The sequence below is a fragment of the Novosphingobium sp. genome, assembly GCF_027489515.1.
Taxonomy (GTDB): domain Bacteria; phylum Pseudomonadota; class Alphaproteobacteria; order Sphingomonadales; family Sphingomonadaceae; genus Novosphingobium.
In genome coordinates this window covers 45,448-65,621 of record NZ_JAIXZS010000035.1, presented here as the reverse complement: position 1 = coordinate 65,621, position 20,174 = coordinate 45,448, and the positions used below count along the sequence as shown (strand labels likewise).

1 protein-coding gene is annotated in these 20,174 nt (G+C 69.8%); it reads right to left on the bottom strand.

Annotation, left to right across the window (positions count from 1 at the left end; genetic code table 11):
* Positions 1–211 precede the first annotated feature (211 nt).
* Positions 212–20,158: a hypothetical protein gene (locus Q0082_RS06470; protein ID WP_298191003.1), complete on the bottom strand. Its 19,947-nt coding sequence runs from the start codon at positions 20,156–20,158 to the stop codon at positions 212–214.
* Positions 20,159–20,174 lie beyond the last annotated feature (16 nt).

Below are 20,174 nucleotides of genomic sequence, written 5' to 3'. Positions count from 1 at the left end.
GCCAACCCCCTCGCACGCGCCCGTGACGGTTTGGTGTCCATGTCGTTAAGCGGACGTCCTGCCAGCCGCTTGTTCGCTGCGGCAGGATTGCAACCCGCTGGAAGGAAAGCGCAATCCTGCGGTGCGCCCTGCGCGCGATACCGACGCTGTTTCGGTGCGGGACAAGCCGCCGGACGCGCCCGCGTCCGGCGAATCGGGAAAAGGCGGCGTGCTAGACGACGGTGAGCTGCGCCACGGTCGTGGCCATGCTGCTGTCGCTGTAGAACGTGTAGTCATTCCCGTTCTGGGTGTAGATCGCACCGTTTGCGATCTGCAGCGTGTCACCCGCGTTGAAATCGAGCGTGAGCTGCGAGGCGTTGCCCGCGCCTGCCACGCCCTGAATGAAGCCCGCATCGATGGTGAGGCTGGCGTTCGTGCCGCTGGCAGTGAAGTCGATCGTCTCGACCCGGCTGAGCACGCTGGCCAGCTGCGCCGAGCTGACCGCGCCCGCGTTCGCCGCAAGCGTCACGCTATCCGCCCCGCCGCCACCATCGATGCTGAAGCCGGCCCCGAGCGCGAGGGTGAAGCTGTCGGCGAAGCTCGAGCCCAGTACGCTTTCGATGCCGCTGAGCGTATCGCCCTGCGCATCGCCCGCACTCCCCGTGCCGGTGCCGGCGCCGCCCCCGCCGAGCGTAAGCGCGACCGCGCCGCCCGCCTGCGTGTAATCGGCCGTATCGTTGCCGGCCCCGCCGATCAGGCTGTCGCCCCCCGCGCCGCCGGCCAGGCGGTCGTTGCCCGCGCCGCCATCGAGCACGTTGGCGCCGCCATCGCCGGTCAGGCGATCGTTGAAGGACGAGCCAAGCAGGTTCTCGATGGCGTTGTAGGTATCGCCCGCGGCTTCGTTGGTGTTGAACGCGCTGTCAGCAAGGTTGGCGGTGACGCCGAGTGCGGAGCTGGCATAGGAGGCGGTATCGCTGCCTGTGCCGCCATCGAGCGCATCGCTGCCCGCGCCGCCGTTCAGGAGGTCGTTGCCGTCCTCGCCGTTCAGCGTATCGTTGCCGCCCGCGCCTGTCTGGGTGTCATCCCCGCCGCCGCCGTTGAAGGTCTCGTCCGCCGCAGTGCCGAGGAAGGTATCGGCAAGGCCGGTGCCGATGACCTGCTCGATGCCCGAGAGGAGATCGCCCGCCGCATCGCCGCCGCCCGAGGCGATGCCATCGAGCCGGACGATGATGGCGGCAGACGAAGCCGAGTAATCGATCGTATCGAACCCGCCGCCGCCGGTGATCGTATCCGCGCCGGTGCTGCCATAAAGCGTGTCGTCGCCGAGGCCGCCGTCGAGCAGCTCGATCCCGGCGCCGCCACGCAGCGTATCGCCGAGCGCAGAGCCGACCACGCCCTCGATCGAGGTGTAGCTGTCGCCCACCGCGTCGGCGGCGCTGACGACGAGGCTGCCGGTCGCGAAGCTGGCGCTGATCGCGGTGGCGGAATTGGCGAACGAGACGCTGTCGGACCCCGCGCCGCCATCGAGCACGTCCGCCCCGGCGCCGCCGACCAGCACATCGTTGCCGCTACCGCCCTGAAGCGTATCGGCGCCGGCGGTGCCGCCGAGCGTATCATCGAAGGCCGAGCCGATGAGGATCTCGACACCGGTGATGCGGTCACCGGTCGCCTCGTTGCCCGAACCGGCGGTGCCATCGAGCCACGCCGTCACCCCGCCAGTCGAACTGGCGTACGTCATGCTATCAGTGCCTGCGCCGCCATCGACGGTATCGGCCCCGGTGCCGCCGTTCAAGACATCGTTGCCGTTGTCGCCGTTCAGCGTGTCATCGCCGACGAAGCCGCTGATCGTATCGTTGCCATCGCCGCCGCTGATGGTTTCGTTCGAGTTCGAGCCGACCAGCGTATCGTTGAAGTCCGAGCCGACGAGTCCCTCGATCGAGGTCAGCACATCGCCCTGGGCGAAGCCGCCGTTGGCTGCGGTGCCATCGAGAAAGACAGAGACGGCCGCGGTCGAATCCGAATAGTCGGCCGTATCGAAGCCATTGCCGCCGGTGAGCGTATCGGCACCGCCACCGCCGCGCAGGAAATCGTCGCCCGCGCCGCCGGTGAGCGCGTTGGCATTGCCATTGCCGAGCAGGGTATCGTTGCTGCCTGAACCGGCGAGGTTCTCGATCCCGACATAGGTATCGCCCGCCGCATCGCCGGCGCTGCCGCTGCCCGCCAGCAGGCTGGCGCTGACGCCCGCGCCCGACGCGGCATAGCTGACGGTATCCGAGCCGCTGCCGCCATCGAGCAGGTCGCTGCCGGAATCGCCGCGCAGGGTATCGTTGCCTTCCATGCCATAGAGCGTGTTGTTGCCGGTTCCGCCCCACAGCAGGTCGTCAAACTGCGTACCCTGCAGGATCTCGACATTGGTGAGCACATCGCCCTGGGCCTCGCCGCCGCTGCCGGCGGTGCCGTCGAGCCCGACGGTGACCGCGCCGGAGCCGTAATAGCTCACCGTATCGATGCCGCCGCCGCCGTTGATCGCATCGGCACCGCCAAGGCCGCGGAACCATTCGGCCGCCGTGGTGCCGGTCACGCTATCGGCCTGGTTGGTGAGATAGATGATCTGGAAGTTGCGGTAGGTATCGCCCGCCGCATCGCCGCCGACGCCAAGGGTCACGCCATCGAGATTGACGGTGACCCCGGCGGAGACCGATACGCTGTCCGGAAAATTGGCGTTGGTGCCGAAGAACAGGATATTGTTGCCCGCGCCGCCATCGAGCGCATCGGCACCGGCGCCGCCCGAAATCCGGTCATTGCCGTTGCCGCCCAGGATGGTGTCGTTGCCGCCAAGCCCGATCAGCGCATCATCGCCATCGCCGCCGGTGAGCACGTTGTTGCCGCTATTGCCCTGCAGCGTATCGCCCGAGGCACTGCCGGTGAGGTTCTCGATGCCGACGTAGCTGTCGCCCAGCGCATCGCCGCCGGTGCCGTTGCCGCTGTTGAGATCGGCGGTGACTGCGCCGCCCGCCGCCGAATAGTCGACCGTGTCGGTGCCTGCGCCGCCGTCCATGTAATCGAAGCCCGTGCCGCCGAGGAACGTGTCGTTGCCAGCATCGCCCAGCAGCGTGTCGCTGCCGGCGGCGCCGTCGATCTGATCATCGCCGGCCCCGCCGCGAATGAGATTGCCGCCACCGCTGCCGACGAGGATGTCGTTGAAGGCCGAGCCGGTGATATTGGCAAAGCCGGAGAACGTATCGCCCGCCGCATCGCCCAGCGTGCCGGTTCCGTTCGCCAGACTGACGGAAATGGCAGACCCCGCATTGCCATAGCTGAGGGTGTTGGCGCCGCTGCCGCCGCTCAGCGTATCCGCCCCGGCGCCGCCTTCGATCGTATCGTCGCCATCCTCGCCGAAGAGGGTATCGCTGCCCCCGCCGCCGGAAATCGTATCGTTGCCGAAGCTGCCCCAGACGGTATTGGCACTGCCATCGCCGGTGAGCGTATCGGCGCCGTTGCCGCCCTGGATGTTTTCGAATCCGGCGAGCGTATCACCTTGCGCCTCCCCTCCGGTGCCGGTGCCGGCAAGCAGGTTGACGGTAACCGCTGCGGTCGCGGCGAGATAGCTCACCGTATCAGTGCCGGTGCCACCATCCAGCGCGTCGGCCCCGGCGCCGCCGAGGATCACGTCATCGCCCGCGCCGCCCCTGAGGCTGTTCGCGCCGGCGCTGCCGGTGATCGTATCGTCGCTGGCCGAACCGAGCGCGTTCTCGACCGTGCCGGGCGTGAAGAAATCGCCCTCGGCATCGCCGCCGGTGTTGTTGGTGCCGGTGCCGAGATTGATCGTGATGCCCGCGCCCGAGGCGGAATAATCGACCGTATCGGTGCCTGCGCCGCCGTCGATCGTATCGGCCCCCGCGCCACCGATCAGGGTATCATTGCCGTTGCCGCCATAAAGCATATCGTTCCCGGCGCCGGCATCGAGTGTATCGTTGCCATCGTTGCCGTAGACCGTCTCCGCACCGGCCGAGCCGAGGAACGTGTCCCCCAGCGCCGAAAGCGACCAGACTTCGATGTTGGTGTAGGTATCCCCCTGGGCAAGGCCGGTGGAGAGTGAAGCATTGGTGAGGTTGACGGTGAGCGCGCTGCCCGAACCCGTGTAGTCCACAGTATCGATCCCCGCACCGCCATCGAGCGTATCGGCGCCGAGACCGGGCGCGAGCACATCGTCCCCCGCGCCGCCGACGATGGTATCGGCATTGGCCGAGCCGTAGATCACGTCGGACAGCGCCGAGCCGATCACCCGCTCGATGCCGGTGAGCACGTCGCCGTTGGCCTCACCTGCGCTGCCGGCGGTGCCGTCCATGCGCACGATCACGCCGCCAGCGGAGGAATAGTCCGCCGTATCGAAACCGCTGCCGCCATCGAGCGTATCCGCCCCGCTGCCGCCGACCAGCGTATCATCGCCCGCGCCGCCGCTGAGCGTTTCGTTGAAGCCCGCGCCGATCAGCGTATCGGCGAGCGCCGAGCCGATCACGCGTTCGACGCCGGTGATCGTGTCGCCCGCCGCGTCGCCGCCGTTCGAGGCTGTGCCATCGAGCCGGACGATGACGCCCGCGAGACTGGCCGAATAATCGACCGTATCGGTGCCGGTGCCGCCGTCGATGGCGTCGGCCTGACCGAACGACACGAAGGTATCGTTGCCGCCCCAGCCCAGCAGCGAGGATGCCGCCAGCGTGCCGCCACGCAGCGTGTCGCCATAGTTGATCGAGCCGTAGATCACCTCGACCCCGGTCAGGACATCGCCCGCAGCCCAGCCGCCCGAGCCTGCCGAACCGTTGTTGGTCACGGTGACCGCCGCATTCGAATTGCGGTAGTCGACGATATCAGTGCCGAGCCCGCCGGTGATCTGATCGGCGCCGAGCCCGCTGACGATCGTGTCATCGCCATCGCCGCCATCGAGCACATCGGCCCCATCGGCGCCGGTGAGCGTATCGTTGCCGCCGCCCGCCTGGATCGTCGAGCCGGTCGCCGCGGCGACGACGGTGTCGTTCTGCGCCGAGCCGATCACTGTCTCGACATCGAACAGGCGGTCGCCCGCCGCATCGCCGGTCGCGCCGAAGCCGCCGTCCATGTAGATAAGCATGCCGCTACTGGTGGAGGCCGAGTAGTCGGCCACGTCGCTGCCCGCATCGCCGCGATAGATATCGGCGCCGCCCGAGGCGATGAAGACATCGTCACCCGCGCCGCCGACGAATTCCTCGTCTGCGCTGCGACCTTCGAAGCGGTCGGCAAAGGCGGAGCCGCTGACGCGCTCGATGTTGGCAAGCGTATCGCCTTGCGCATCGCCGCCGCTGGACGTGCCGCCGGTGCGGATGGTGACGGCGGCGGCCGAACCCGAATAATCGGCGCTGTCATAGCCCGCACCGCCGTCGATGGTATCGGCGCCGGCGCCGCCCGCGATGGTGTCGTCGCCGATACCGCCGAGCAAGGTGTCATTGCCCGCTCCGCCGGAGAGCGTGTCGTTGCCGTCGAACCCGTCGAACCAGTCGTCGGCGCCGGCACCGATAAAGGCATCGCTGCCGCGCGAGCCGGTGAAGCGCTCGACCGCGAGGTAAGTATCGCCCGCCGCATCGCCTCCGCTGGCGGTGCCGGCAGCAAGATCGACGGTGACACCGCCGACCGAGCCCGCATAGCTGACGGTATCGATGCCGGTGCCGCCATCGAGTACGTCGGCGCCGCCATCACCCGAGAGCAGATCGTTGCCCGCGCCGCCCTGCAGGGTATCGGCCCCGGTGCCGCCGGAGAGCGTGTCGTTCCCGCCGCCGCCGCTCAGCGTATCGTTGGAGAATGCGCCGGTGATCGTATCGGCAAAGCCCGAGCCGATCACCCCTTCGACACCGGTCAGCCGGTCGCCCGCGGCGATATCACCGCTGCCCGCGCTGCCATCGAGCGCGATGGTGATCGCGCCGCCCGCGCCCGAATAGTCGGCTGTGTCGTTGCCGGTCCCGCCAATCAGCGCATCGGTGCCCGCGCCGGCGACGAGGGTATCATCCCCCGCGCCGCCTTCGAGCGTGTTGGCCGCCGCGCCGCCGATCAGCGTATCGGCGTAGTCCGAACCGAGCAGCCGCTCGATGCCGGTGAGCACGTCACCCGCCGCTTCGCCCGCGCTGCCGCCTCCACTACCGCCGCCCGCCGCGAGGCTGACGGTGACCGCAGCGGCCGCGTGTTCATAGGACGCAGTATCGAAGCCCGCGCCGCCATCGATGGTATCGGCCCCCGCGCCGCCCTCGATCACATCGTTGCCTTCGTTGCCGGTCAGCGTCTCGGCCGTGGCATCGCCGACCAAGGTATCGGCGAAGGCAGAACCGAGCACGCGCTCGATATCGATGAGGACGTCGCCCGTGGCGGCGCCGCCCGAGCCGGGATCGATCCCGTTGTTGTAAACGGTGACGCCCTGGGTGCTCGCGGTGTAATCAGCCGTGTCGAAACCGCTGCCGCCGTCGAGCGTATCGCTGCCGGTGCCGCCGATCAGCGTATCGCCGCCCGCACCGCCGAGCAGGGTATCGGCCCCCGCACCGCCATCGAGCCGATCGTTGCCGCCGCCGCCTTCGAGGACATCGGCGTTCGCCGAGCCGGTGAGCCGGTCGGCCAGCGCGGAGCCGACGACCCGCTCGATCCCGCTGAGCACATCGCCTGCGGCATCGCCAGCGCTGCCGGTGCCCGCGCCGAGATCGACCGTCACGGCGCTGGCCGAGGCTGCATAAGTGGCGGTATCGAAGCCTTCGCCGCCGGTCAGCACGTCCGCCCCGCCGAGACCGGCCAGCACGTCATCGCCCGACTGGCCGAGCAAGGTATCCGCGCCGGTGCCGCCGCCGAGCGTATCGGCATAAGCGGAGCCGCGGATGGTCTCGATGCCGGCAAGCATGTCGCCCGCCGCATCCCCGCCGCTGCCGGTGCTGCCATTGGTGGCGATCGTGACGCCGGAGGCCGAGTTCGCGTAATCGGCGATATCGGTGCCGGCGCCGCCATCGATGCTGTCCGCGCCAAGCCCGCCCTCGATCGTGTCGTCGCCGCCACCGCCCGAGAGCGTATCGTCGCCCGCTGCGCCCTGAACCAGATCGTCGCCCGCGCCGCCTTCGATCGTATCGGCGCCGGCCGAGCCGAGCAGGCTGTCGGCAAGCGCCGAACCCACGAGACGCTCGATGCCGGTGAGGACCTCGCCGAGGCCATCACCGAGCGTGCCGGAGACGCCGTCCATGCGCACGGAGACGGCCGAGCCTGCGCCCGAATAGTCGGCGCTGTCGAACCCGGCGCCGCCATCGAGGCTATCCGCCCCGGCGCCGCCGATCAGGGTATCGTCGCCGGTGCCGCCGGAGAGGCTGTCCGCCCCCGCACCGCCCGACAGCGTGTCGTTGCCGTCCTGCCCCAGGATTGTGTCGGCGCCGGTCGAGCCCGTGACGCTATCGGCAAAGGCGGTGCCGATCACCCGCTCCACGCCGGCGAGCACATCGCCTTCGGCAAGCCCACCGGACGAGACCGCCCCGTCCATGCGCACGGTGACGGCAGCGCCGCCCGCGCTGTAGTCTGCGGTATCGAACCCGGCGCCGCCGGTCAGCACATCGGCCCCGGCGCTGGCGCCGAACAGATCGTCACCCGCACCGCCCTCGATCTGCTCGCCATTGGCGGAGCCGGTGAACACGTCATCGAAGCCCGAGCCGATCACGCGCTCGACATTGGCGATCACGTCGCCGTCGGCATCGCCGCCGACCGATGTGCGGCCATCGAGATTGACCGTGACCGCGCTGAGCGAGGTGGCATAGGACACGGTATCGCTGCCGCTGCCGCCATCGAGAATGTCGGCGCCGGTGCCGCCGACAAGGGTGTCGTCGCCGGCTTCGCCGAAAAGCTGGTCATCGCCGTCGCCGCCGCTGACCGTATCGTTGCCCGCGCCGGCGCGCAGGATCTCGTTCGCGGCAGCGCCGGTGAGGCGGTCGTCGAAGGCCGACCCGATCAGCTGCTCGATGTTGACCAGCGTATCGCCTGCCGCATCGCCGCGACTGCCCGCCGGGCCGCCGAGCGTGACCGTGACCGCGCTGGCCGAGGCCGCATAGCTTGCGGTATCGAAGCCGATGCCGCCGTCGAGCGCATCGGCCCCGGCACCGCCGATCAGCGTATCGTCGCCCGTGCCACCGGTGAGCGTATCGTTACCGGCTGCGCCGCTCAGCGTATCCGCGCCGCTGCCGCCGAGGATCGTGTCATCCCCGGCCGAGCCGCCGAGCGTATCGTCGAACCCGGTGCCGATCAGCTGCTCGATCGTGGTGAGGGTATCGCCGGTGGCATCGCCCGCGGTGCCCGCGCTGCCATCGAGCGCGACGGCGATGCGGGCGGTGGCGGCCGAATAGTCTGCCGTGTCGAAGCCATCGCCGCCGATCAGCGCATCGGCGCCGCCCGCCCCGATCAGGGTGTCATCGCCCGCGCCGCCCTGCAGCGTCTCGTTGGCGGCGGCGCCGATCAGCCTGTCGCCCTGCGCCGAGCCGATCACGATCTCGATCCCGGCCAGCGTATCGCCATCGGCATCGCCGCCCGCGCTGGCGCTGCCATCGAGTGCGACGCGCACGGCCTGGATCGATGCCGAATAGTCTGCCGTATCGGTTCCGGCGCCGCCATCGAGCAGATCGCTGCCCGCGCCGCCAGTCAACGTATCGTTGCCGCTGCCGCCGTTCAGCGCATCGTCGCCGAGGCCGCCCGCGAGCACGTCGTCTCCGCCGCCACCGAGGAGGACATCTGCATTGTTGCTGCCAGTGAGCCGGTCAGCCTGCGCGGAGCCGGTGACCTGCTCGATCCCCGTCAGCGTATCGCCCGCCGCATCGCCGCCGGTGCCCGTGCCGGCGCCGAGATTGATGGTGACCCCGGCGCTGCTCGCCGAATAGTCTGCGTTGTCAAAGCCGCTGCCGCCATCGAGCACGTCGGCGCCGGCGCTGGCGCGCAGCGTGTCGTCGCCTGCGCCGCCCAGCAGGGTATCTGCGGATGCGCCGCCGCGCAGCGTATCGGCGAATGCGGTGCCGATCAGCACTTCGGCGCCGGTGATCGTGTCGCCTGCCGCATCGCCGCCGGTGTTGGCCGCGCCGTCGAGCCCGGCGTTGACCCCGGCTGCCGAGCCTGAATAGTCGATTGTATCGCTGCCGAGCCCGCCATCGAGCACGTCGGCACCGAGCCCGCCGACCAGCGTGTCGTCTCCCGCCTGGCCGAGCAGGCGGTCTGCGCCCACGCCGCCGCTCAGCGCATCGTTGCCACCGCCGCCCTCGAGCGTATCGTTGCCATCGGCGCCGCGCAGGGCATCGGCCTGGGCCGAGCCAACCACGCGCTCGATCGCGGTAAGGCTGTCGCCCGCCGCATCGCCGCCCGAGGAAACCGTGCCATCGAGATTGACGGTGACGCCGCCGGCGGAGGCAGAATAATCAGCGGTATCGAAGCCGTCTCCGCCGTCGAGCGTATCGGATCCGGCCGTGCCGACGAGCGTATCATCGCCCGCATCGCCCAGCAGCGTGTCCGCCCCGCTACGACCGGTCAGCGTATCGCCGAAGGCCGAGCCGCGCAGCACCTCGACATTGCTGATCGTATCGCCCGCGGCATCGCCGCCGCTGCCGGCGATGCCGCCAAGCGACGCGGCGACCGCTGCCGACGAGGCCGCGTAAGTCACTGTGTCGAGCCCGCTGCCGCCATCGATGCGGTCTGCGCCCGCGCCGCCATCGAGGGTATCGTCGCCCGATCCGCCAGACAGTGTATCGCCCCCGGCAAGGCCGGTCAGCGTATCGTCACCCGCGCTGCCGGACAGCGTTTCCGCACCCGCGCTACCGGTGATCGTATCATCGAAGGCAGAGCCGTTGACGCGCTCGATCGCGGACAGAACGTCTCCGGCGGCATCACCGCCCTGTGCCGCCGAGCCATCAAGGACGATCTGCACCGCCGCATCGGACGCTCCGTAATCGGCGGTATCGAACCCGTCGCCGCCGGTGAGCACGTCCGCGCCCGTGCCGCCGCGCAGGAGATCGTCGCCCGCGCCGCCCAGCAGGGTATCACCGCCGCCGCTGCCGGTGAGCGTGTCGTTCCCGGCGCCGCCCTCGAGTGTTTCGGCGGCCGAACCGCCAATGATCGTATCGCCGAAGGCCGAGCCGACGACGCGCTCGATGCCAGTCAGGCTGTCGCCCTCGGCATCGCCGCCGGTCGCGGTCGAGCCATCGAGCGTGATCTGCACCGCGCCCGTGCTGGCGCTGTAGTCGGCAGTATCGAATCCGGTGCCGCCGTCGAGCTGGTCCGCCCCGGCCCCGCCGCTGAGCGCATCGTTGCCAAGGCCGCCGGAGAGCATATCGCTGCCCGCACCGCCGGCGAGCGTGTCGTTGCCCGCCCCCCCCGAAAGCACCTCGTCCGCCCCGCTGCCGGTGATCGTATCGGCAAAGTCGGACCCATCGACCTGCTCGATCCCGCTAACCCGATCGCCCGCAGCATCGCCGCCGAGACCCGCGCCGGTGACGAGATTGAGCTGGATGCCCGCGGTGGATGCCGCATAGCTCAGCCGGTCGATGCCGGTGCCACCATCAATGGTATCAGCACCAGTGCCGCCAGTGATCGCGTCGTCGCCCGCGCCGCCGAGCAGGGTATCGTTGCCCGCGCCGCCCGTCAGCGTATCGCCCCCGGCCCCACCTTCGAGCGTGTCTGCACCCGTGCTGCCGCCGAGCGTATCGGCGAGCGCCGAGCCGACCACGCGTTCGATCCCGCTGAGCGTATCGCCAGCCGCATCGCCGCTGCCGCCGGCGGCACCATCGGTGGCGACCGTCACGCCGCCGGTGGAGGCCGAATAATCCGCGGTGTCGAAACCGCTGCCGCCGATCAGCGTGTCCGCGCCGATGGAGCCGGTAAGCGTATCATCCCCCGCACCGCCATCGAGCGTTTCGCTGCCGGTGCCGCCGGCGAGCGTATCGCCGAAGCCCGAGCCGACGAGGCGCTCGATCGCGGTGAGGCGATCGCCTTCGGCAAAACCGCCGCTGCCGCTGCGCCCATCGAGCCCGGCGTTGATCGCGGCCGTCGAACCCGAATAGTCCGCGCTGTCGGTACCATCGCCGCCGACCAGCGCATCGCTGCCTAGGCTGCCGAGCAGGGTATCGTTGCCATCGCCCGCGCGGATCGTCTCGCTCGCTGCGCCGCCGCCGAGCCGGTCGTCGAAACCGGTGCCGATCAGGATTTCGATGCCCGTCAGCGTATCGCCTGCAGCGCCGCCGCTGCCGGCGCTACCATCGAGCGAAACGGTCACCGCGCTGGTTGCGTCGGCATAGCTCGCCGTATCGGCGCCGAGCCCGCCATCGATCGCATCGGCGCCATCGCCGCCGACAATCACGTCGTTGCCAGCGCCACCTGTCAGCGTATCGCTGCCGCCGCCGCCGCGCAGGGTATCGTTGCCGGTGCCCCCATCGAGCAGGTCGGCGTTGTCGCTGCCGCTGAGCTGATCATCGAAGGCCGAACCGACAAGGCCTTCGATGGCGGTGAGCACATCGCCTGCGCCATCACCGCCGCTGCCGGCGCGGCCATCGAGATAGGCGGTGACCGCGCTGCCCGAGCCGGCGTAGCTGACGGTATCGGACCCGCTGCCGCCATCGAGCAGATCGTTGCCCGCGCTGCCGAGCAGCATGTCATCGCCCGCGCCGCCGAGGATCGTTTCCGCACCATCGCCGCCGCCGAGGGTATCGGCGAAGGCCGAGCCGATCAGGCGCGCAATTCCGGTGAGCGTATCGCCCGCCGCCTCGCCGCCGGTGCCCGCCGCGCCCGAGAGATCGACCGCGACGCCCGCGGCTGCGCCTGAATAACTGGCGGTGTTGCTGCCGGTGCCGCCATCGATCTGGTCGGCGCCGAGCCCGCCGACGATCACATCGTCGCCGCTGCCGCCGAGCAGGATATCGTCGCCCGCACCGCCAGTGAGCGCATCGTCACCCGCACCGCCATCGAGCCGGTCGTCCGCCGTGCCGCCGATGATCGTGTCGTTCTGCGCCGAGCCGATCACGCCTTCGATGCCGGTGAGCACATCGCCCTCGGCATCGCCGCCCGATGCCGGGCCGCCATCAAGCCGCACCGTGACCCCGGCAGCGGAATCGGCGTAGCTTGCCGTATCGAAACCGAGGCCGCCATCGAGCCGGTCGGCGCCGATGCCGCCGGTGAGCCGATCATCACCCGCGCCGCCGAGCAGCGTATCGCTGCCGCCCTGGCCGGAGAGCACATCGTTGCCGGCGCCGCCGTCCAGCGTTTCGCCCTGCGAGGTGCCGGTAATCGCATCGTCGAAGGCCGAACCGATCGCGTTTTCGATCGAAGACAGCGTATCGCCCTGCGCATCCCCTCCGGCCGAAAGCGAGCCATCGAGGTTAATCGCGATCCCGGCAGCGGAGGTCGAGTAATCCGCCGTATCGGACCCGGCCCCCCCCAGCAGCATGTCTGCCCCCGCGCCGCCGCGCAGGGTATCGCTGCCGGCGCCGCCATCGAGCAGATCGGCGCCGAGCCCGCCATCGAGCCGGTCTCCGCCGCCGCGCCCGCGCAAGGTATCATCGCTGTCCGAGCCTGCGATGGTATCGGCAAAGGCGCTGCCCTCGACGATCTCGATACCAGCGAAACTGTCGCCTGCCGCCTCGCCGCCGCTACCGCCCGTCACCAGGCTGAGCGCGATGCCGGCGGCCGCGCGCGAATAGTCGGCCGTATCGGTGCCCGCGCCGCCATCGAGCAGATCGGCGCCTGCACCGCCGCGCAAGATGTCATCGCCCGCGCCGCCGCGCAGTGTCTCGTCTGCTGCGCCGCCGGTGATGGCGTCGTCATCGGCTGAGCCGATCACTTCCTCGATGCCGGTGAGCACGTCGCCTTCGGCAAGGCCGCTTGCACTGGTGCCCCCGGCAAGCGTGACGGTGACTCCGACCAGTGAGGCCGAATAGTCGACCGTATCGCGGCCAAGCCCGCCGTCGATGGCATCGGCACCCGCGCCGCCATCGATCATGTCGTCGCCCGCGCCGCCGAGGATGATATCGTCGCCGCCAAGTCCGGACAGCACATCGTTGCCGGCGCCGCCGTCGAGCGTATCGGCCTGCGAGGAGCCGGTGAGGCTATCGGCGAAGGACGAGCCGAGCAGGCGCTCGATGCTTTCGAGCCGGTCGCCCGCCGCATCGCCCGCGGTGCCGAGACCGCTTGCGAGCGACACGGTGACGGCGGCTGCGGCATCGCCGTAGTCTGCGGTATCGTAGCCGGCACCGCCGACGAGCTGGTCTGCCCCGCCGCGCCCGGCGAGGACATCGTCGCCTGCCCCGCCGACGAGACTGTCATCGGCCGCCGTGCCGCGCAGGGTATCGGCGAAGGCCGAGCCGATGAGGTTCTCGACACCGACCAGCCGGTCGCCTTCGGCGGCGCCGCCGGTGGACACCGAGCCATCGACCGAGACCGAGACTCCCGAGCTCGAATCCGCATAGTCGACGGTATCGGCGCCTTCGCCGCCGTCGATGAGGTCCGACCCCGCGCCGCCATCGAGGAGATCGTTGCCAGCCCCGCCGAGCAAGGTGTCGTCGCCACCCCCCCCCGCGAGCGTATCGTTGCCTGCGCCGCCGCCGAGGACGTTGGCGGTGGCACTGCCGCTCAACCGGTCGTCGAGCGAGGAGCCGATCACGCCTTCGATGCGACTGAGCTGATCGCCTGCTGCATCGCCGCCGATCCCGATCGAGCCATCGAGCGCAACCGTGACCGCGCCGTCGCTGGTGCTGTAATCCACCAGATCGGTGCCGCTGCCGCCATCGAGCACATCGGCCCCGACACTGCCGCGCAAGGCATCGTCGCCCGCGCCGGCAAGGATCGTCTCGCTGCCGGCCCCGCCGCCGAGCGTATCGGCAAAGGCCGAGCCGACGAGGCGCTGGATATTGGCAAGCGTATCGCCTGTTGCCTCGCCCGCGGTGCCGACCGCGCCGGAAAGGTCGATGCTGACCCCGGCGGCAGCACTGGCATAGCTTGCGGTGTTGATGCCCGAGCCGCCGTCGATCACGTCTGCGCCGAGGCCGCCCGATAGCGCATCGTCGCCGCTACCACCGAGCAGGCGATCATCGCCCGCACCGCCCTGGATGGTATCGTCGCCCGCGCCGCCGGAAATCGTCTCGGCTGCCGCATCGCCGATCAGCGTATCGTCATAGGCCGAGCCGGTGAGGTTTTCGATGCCGAGGAGCTGGTCGCCATCGGCATCGCCGCCGGTGCTGACCGTGCCATCGAGCCGAACGGTGACAGCTGCGGCCGAGCTGCCGTAGTCGACCGTGTCGAGCCCCTCGCCGCCGTCGATGCGGTCCGCGCCCGCGCCACCATCCAGCGTATCGTTGCCAGCACCGCCCCGCAGCGTGTCGTTGCCCTCGCCGCCAATGAGCGTGTCATCGCCCGCGCCGCCTTCGAGCATATCGTCGTTGAGGCTGCCGAGCAGGCGGTCGCCGAAAGCCGAACCGACAAGGCGCTCGATCCCGGTAAGCGTATCGCCCTGCGCATCGCCGCCGATGCCGATGCTGCCGCCCAGCCCCGCGACAATGGCTTCAGACGAGGCCGAGTAGTCGACGGTATCGAACCCGCTGCCGCCATCGAGCGTGTCCGCGCCTTCACCGCCATAAAGGCTATCGTTGCCGGCGCCGCCAAGGAGGGTGTCCGCCCCGGCGCGCCCGGAGAGCGCATCGTCGCCCGCACCGCCTTCTATGGTTTCCTCGCCGTCGGCGCCAGACAGGGTGTCGGCGCCCGAAGAGCCGAGCAGGCGCTCGACCGAGACAAGGGTATCGCCCTCTGCATCGCCGCCGGTGCCGGTGCCGGTTGCCAGATCGACCGTCACGCCCGCAGCCGACGTGCCGTAATCGGCGGTATCGAAGCCCGCGCCGCCATCAAGCAGGTCCGCGCCGGCGCGCCCGGCGAGAAGGTCATTGCCGCCGCCGCCGCGCAGCGTCTCATCTGCGCCGGCGCCGCTCAGCATGTCGTCGTAGCCGCTGCCCGTCACGTCCTCGATGCTTGCCAGCGTATCGCCGGTAGCGGTGCCGCCGAAGCCGGTGACGCCATCGAGATAGACGCTGACGCCGGAGCCCGAGAGGCTGTAGTCCACGCGGTCGTGGCCTGCGCCGCCATCGATCGCATCGGCGCCGCTGCCGCCATCGATCACGTCGTCGCCCGCGCCGCCGAGCAAGGTGTCATCGCCCGCCGCACCGCTCAGCACATCGTCACCGTCGCCGCCGCTGAGCCGCTCCGCCGCCGCTCCGCCGGTGAGCCGATCATCGAAGGCCGATCCGAGCACGCTTTCGATGCCGGAGAGCCGATCGCCTTGCGCATCCCCGCCCGCGCCGCTGCCCGCGCCGAGATCGATGGTGATGGCGGCCGCCGAGCCGTCATAGGCCGCCGTATCGAAGCCGAGCCCGCCTTCGAGCGTGTCCGCCCCCGCGCCGCCGTTCAGGACATCGTCGCCGGTATCGCCGATCAGGGTGTCATTGCCGCCCGCGCCGGACAGGCGGTCATCACCGCCGCCGCCTTCGAAAATTTCCGCCGCGCCGACGCCAGTGATGCGGTCGTTGTAGTCCGAGCCCACGACATGTTCGAAGCCTGTGACCGAATCGCCTTCGGCATCGCCGCTTTCGCCCGCCGTGCCATCGAGGGTCAGCGAGATTCCGGTGCGGCTGTCCTCGTAGCTGACGGTATCGATACCGTCACCGCCGTCGAGGACGTCCGCGCCGCCGCGGCCTTCGATGATATCGTCGCCGCCGCCGCCGATCAGCCGTTCGCTGGCAGCAGACCCATCGAGGCTATCGGCAAAGTCCGAGCCGATCACGCCTTCGAGCCCGGCCAGCGTGTCTCCTTCGGCATCGCCGCCGCTGGCACTGCCGAGCGAGAGATCAATGCGCACGCCGGCATCGCTGGCGCTGTAATCGGCGCTATCCGATCCGGCACCGCCATCGAGCACGTCGGCCCCGGCGCTGCCGAAGAGCGTGTCGTTGCCGCCCTGGCCAAGCAGCACGTCGGCATCGGCGGAACCGCGCAGGGTATCGCCGAAAGCCGAGCCGGAGATGCCTTCGACGCCGCTGTAGGTATCGCCCTCGGCATCGCCGCCGGTGTTGGCACCGCCATCAAGGCCGGCGTTCACCCCGGCTTCGGAGCGGGCATAATCGGCAATATCGGTGCCGAGGCCGCCGATCAGCCGATCCGCGCCTGCGCCGCCGTCGAGCCGGTCGTTGCCCGCGCCGCCATCGAGCGTATCGGCGTCCGTTCCGCCGGACAGGCGGTCGTCGAAGGCCGAGCCGAGGACGCGTTCGATGCCGGTGAGCGTGTCGCCCTGCGCATCGCCGCCGAGGCCGACCGCGCCATCGGTGCCGACGACGACGCCGGTCGCGCTGAGGCTGTAGTCCGCCGTGTCGAACCCGGCGCCGCCGACCAGCCGGTCCGCCCCGCCAAGCCCGGTGAGCACGTCGTTGCCCGCACCGCCGTCCAGCGTGTTGGTGCCTTCATTGCCGGAAAGCCGGTCGGCAAAGGCCGAGCCGGTGAGGGCCTCGATGCCCTGGAGCTGGTCGCCCGCGGCATCGCCGCCGCTCCCCGCCGAGCCATCGAGCGCGACAGCGACCGCGGCGCGCGAGCCGCTGTAGTCTGCGGTGTCGAGCCCCTCACCGCCCTGCAGCAGATCCGCGCCACCGCCGCCGGCCAGCACGTCGTCGCCAGAGCCGCCGGAAAGGCGATTGGCACCGGCATCGCCGCTCAGGCGGTCGGCCTGGTCCGAGCCAGTGAGGTTCTCGATCCCGCGGAAGGTATCGCCGGCCGCGCTGCCGCCAAGCCCGGTGCCCGCCGCGAGATCAATCTGCACCGCTGCTGCGGAATCGCTGTAGTCGGCCGTGTCCGCGCCGCTCCCGCCGACGAGGGCGTCCGCGCCGAGCCCGCCGCGCAGGGTATCATCGCCCGCGCCGCCTTCGAGCGTATTGTCCGCGCTGTCGCCGATCAGGGTATCGGCGTAAGCGCCGCCGACGAGGCGTTCGATGCCCGAGAGCCGATCGCCCTCGGCAATGTCACCGGAGGAGGCATTGCCATCGAGCCGCACGGTGACCGCGCCGCCTGCGGAGGCATAGTCTGCCGTATCGAAGCCATCGCCGCCGGCAAGGGTATCGGCCCCGAAATCGCCGGTGAGGGTGTCGTCGCCTGCCCCGCCTTGCAGCACATTGTCGCCCGCATCGCCGCCGAGGCGATCGGCAAAGGCCGAACCGGCCAGCGTTTCGATCCCGCGCAGGACATCGCCTGCCGCATCGCCGCCCCGGCCTGCCGTCCCATCGAGCGAAACGGTGACGCCCGCGCCCGAGCCGGTGTAATCGGCTGTATCGATCCCGCCGCCGCCGATCAACGTATCCGCGCCCGCGCCGCCCGCGAGGCTGTCGTCACCATCGCCGCCGGACAGCGTTTCAACCGCCCCGGCGCCGAGCAAGATATCATCGTGCGCGCTGCCGACGACCTTCTCGATGCCGGTCAGCCGATCGCCATCGGCATCGCCGCCTTCGGAAAGCGTGCCATCGAGGCGCACTGTCACGCCAAAGCGCGAGCCGCTGTAGTCCGCGGTGTCAAAGCCCGCGCCGCCCTCGAGCGCGTCGGCGCCGCCGAGGCCGGCGAGGAGGTCATCGCCGCCGAGGCCGCGCAGCACATCGCCGCCAGCCGAGCCGAGCAGCGTATCGCCAAAAGACGAGCCTTCGAGGCCTTCGATGCTGGTGAACACATCGCCCACCGCATCGCCGCCATCGCGCAGCGAGCCATCGAGCGCGACCTGCACAGCGGCGGCCGAGCCCGCATAGCTCGCGATATCGAGGCCCGCACCGCCATCGAGCGCATCGGCGCCGAAGCCGCCTTCGAGCACATCGTCGCCCGCGCCGCCGGAGAGGGTTTCCTCGCCGCGTCCACCGACAAGGCGATCGCCAAAGGCGCTGCCGTTCAGGATTTCGATATTGGCGTAGGTATCGCCTTCCGCCTCGCCGCCGCGGCTGGTGCGGCCATCGAGATAGACTTCGACCGCGACATCGCTGGTGCTGAAATCGACCGTATCGACGCCGCCCGCGCCGTCGATACGGTCAGCACCGGCGCCGCCGGTGATGCGGTTGTCGCCGCCGTCGCCGGTGAGCACGTCATCGTACGCGGAGCCGATCAGGTTCTCGACGCCAGTCGCCGTATCGCCTGCTGCATCGCCGCCCTTGCCGGCGGTGCCGTCCAGCCGGGCATCGACGCCGCTGGCCGCGCCGCTGTAGTCGAGCGTATCGGTGCCCGCGCCGCCATCGAAGCGATCTGCGCCGGCGCTCGAGATCAGGCGGTCATCGCCCGCCCCGGCCTCGATCCATTCGCCGGCCGCGCCGCCATGGATCGTATCATCACGGTCCGTGGCGATGACATGCTCGACGCTGGTGAGCCGGTCGCCCTCGGCCTCGCCTCCGCGCGCCGGGGCACCGTCGAGGAACACCTCGATGCCCTCTGTGCCCACGGGCGCGCCATCGAGCGCATGCGTGTAGTCCACCGTATCGGTGCCCGCGCCGCCATCGAGCACATCCGCGCCCTTGCCGCCAATCAGCGTGTTGTCGCCACCATCACCGGTCAGGCGGTCGTCGAAATCGGAGCCGATCAGGCCCTCGACGCTGACGTAGCTATCGCCTTCCGCGGCGCCGCCCTTGCCCTTGCCGCTACCGAGGTTCGCATCGACGCCTTCGCCCGAGAGGTGATAGTCGGCGAAATCGAAGCCGGTGCCGCCATCGATGCGGTCTGCCCCTGCGCCGGCATGGATATGATCATCTCCCGCCCCGGCCGAGATATTGGTGCCGGGCGGATTGGAGAAGAGGACGTAGATCGGCTCGCCGGTGACGGGATCCTTCACCGTCATCCCGGCCTCGTCGGTCACGTCCCTGATGCCGAAATGCGTCGAGACCGAGACCGCGAAGGTCGAGGTCTTGCCATCGGACGAGAGGCCGAGCAGCACGGGAAGATAGAACTCGTCCTTGAAGCCGTTGTCCCCGGCCGCGGTGGCGGTGGGAGGCAGCTTGTAGGTAAGCTCGAGCTCGAAAGAGAAGTGCGACTGGCTCGCGGGGACGGGGACGGTCTTGCCCGTCTCGTCGACGGTCGTCGTCAGCTTGGTGATCTTGGCCTGATCGACCGAGACCAGCCAGCCCTTCTCGGTGAGCGTGCCGTTGACGATGCCGTAGCCCGCCGGAAGCGACGGGATCAGGACTTCGAGCAGGTCGAGCCCCTTGGCGGGCACTTCGGCGACGACATTCAGCACGCGAAAGCTATTGCCCTGCGGTGCGTGGGCGGGATCGTCGGCGAAGATCACATCGCTGCCCGAAGTGCCGTCGATGCTTTCCGGCGCTGATTGGGCGCGGAAGCCGCTGTTCTTCGAGGAATCCGGTCCGCCGGTATCGCCCTTGATCACCGTCTCGCCATTCTCGGTGCTGCGGGTGACGCCTTCGCTGTTGAACAGCTCGAAGGTCAGCTTGGGGACGAGCTTGCCGATCCCTGCGGGCCCCAGCGCATCGTCGGGCGCGGGATCAGCGGCGCGGGGGGACTGGACGCCCGGCGTCGAGGGGCTCTGCGGCTGCGAATCGCTGATCTTCTCGGTCAGCGCCTTGCCGGTCTCGTCGGACTTGTGCTGCTTTTCCTCCTTGGCCGCGGCCTCGGCCTGGGCCTGCGCCGAATCCTCGGGCTGGACCGCCGCGGGCGGCTTGGCCGCTTCCGCAGGCTTCGTCGCATCGGCGCTGCTGAGATGCAGTTCGAGGCCGGGGTTCTGCGGCGTGATCTCGCCGACCATGCCGACGGCCTGATCTGCCGAGAACTCCTTGTCGGCGAACAGGATGACCGGCTTGCGGCCCGAGAACGCGGCAAGCGCCATGCCCGGAATGATGATGCGCGAACGGTCGTTGAAGACGAGCACGACGTCGACGTCAGCGATCTCGACCTTGAACGGGGCGTACTTGATGCCGAGCCGCGCCTTGTCGTCGGCATCGAGCTGGACGACTTTTGCGGCGCCGATGTCCTGCTTGTGGACGACCGCGTCCGTGCCCTCGCCAGAGGCTGGCCCCTTGGCATCGGGCGCAAGACCGGCGGAGGCCTTGCCCCCCCTGAGCTTGCCGGTGGAACCCGATTTGGCGCGAACCTTGTTGACCATAGGACCTCGAATGCTG

Excerpts from the sequence above, each read along its gene's own strand:
- Q0082_RS06470 (WP_298191003.1), bottom strand. The coding sequence starts at position 20,158 with ATGGTCAACAAGGTTCGCGCCAAATCGGGTTCCACCGGCAAGCTCAGG.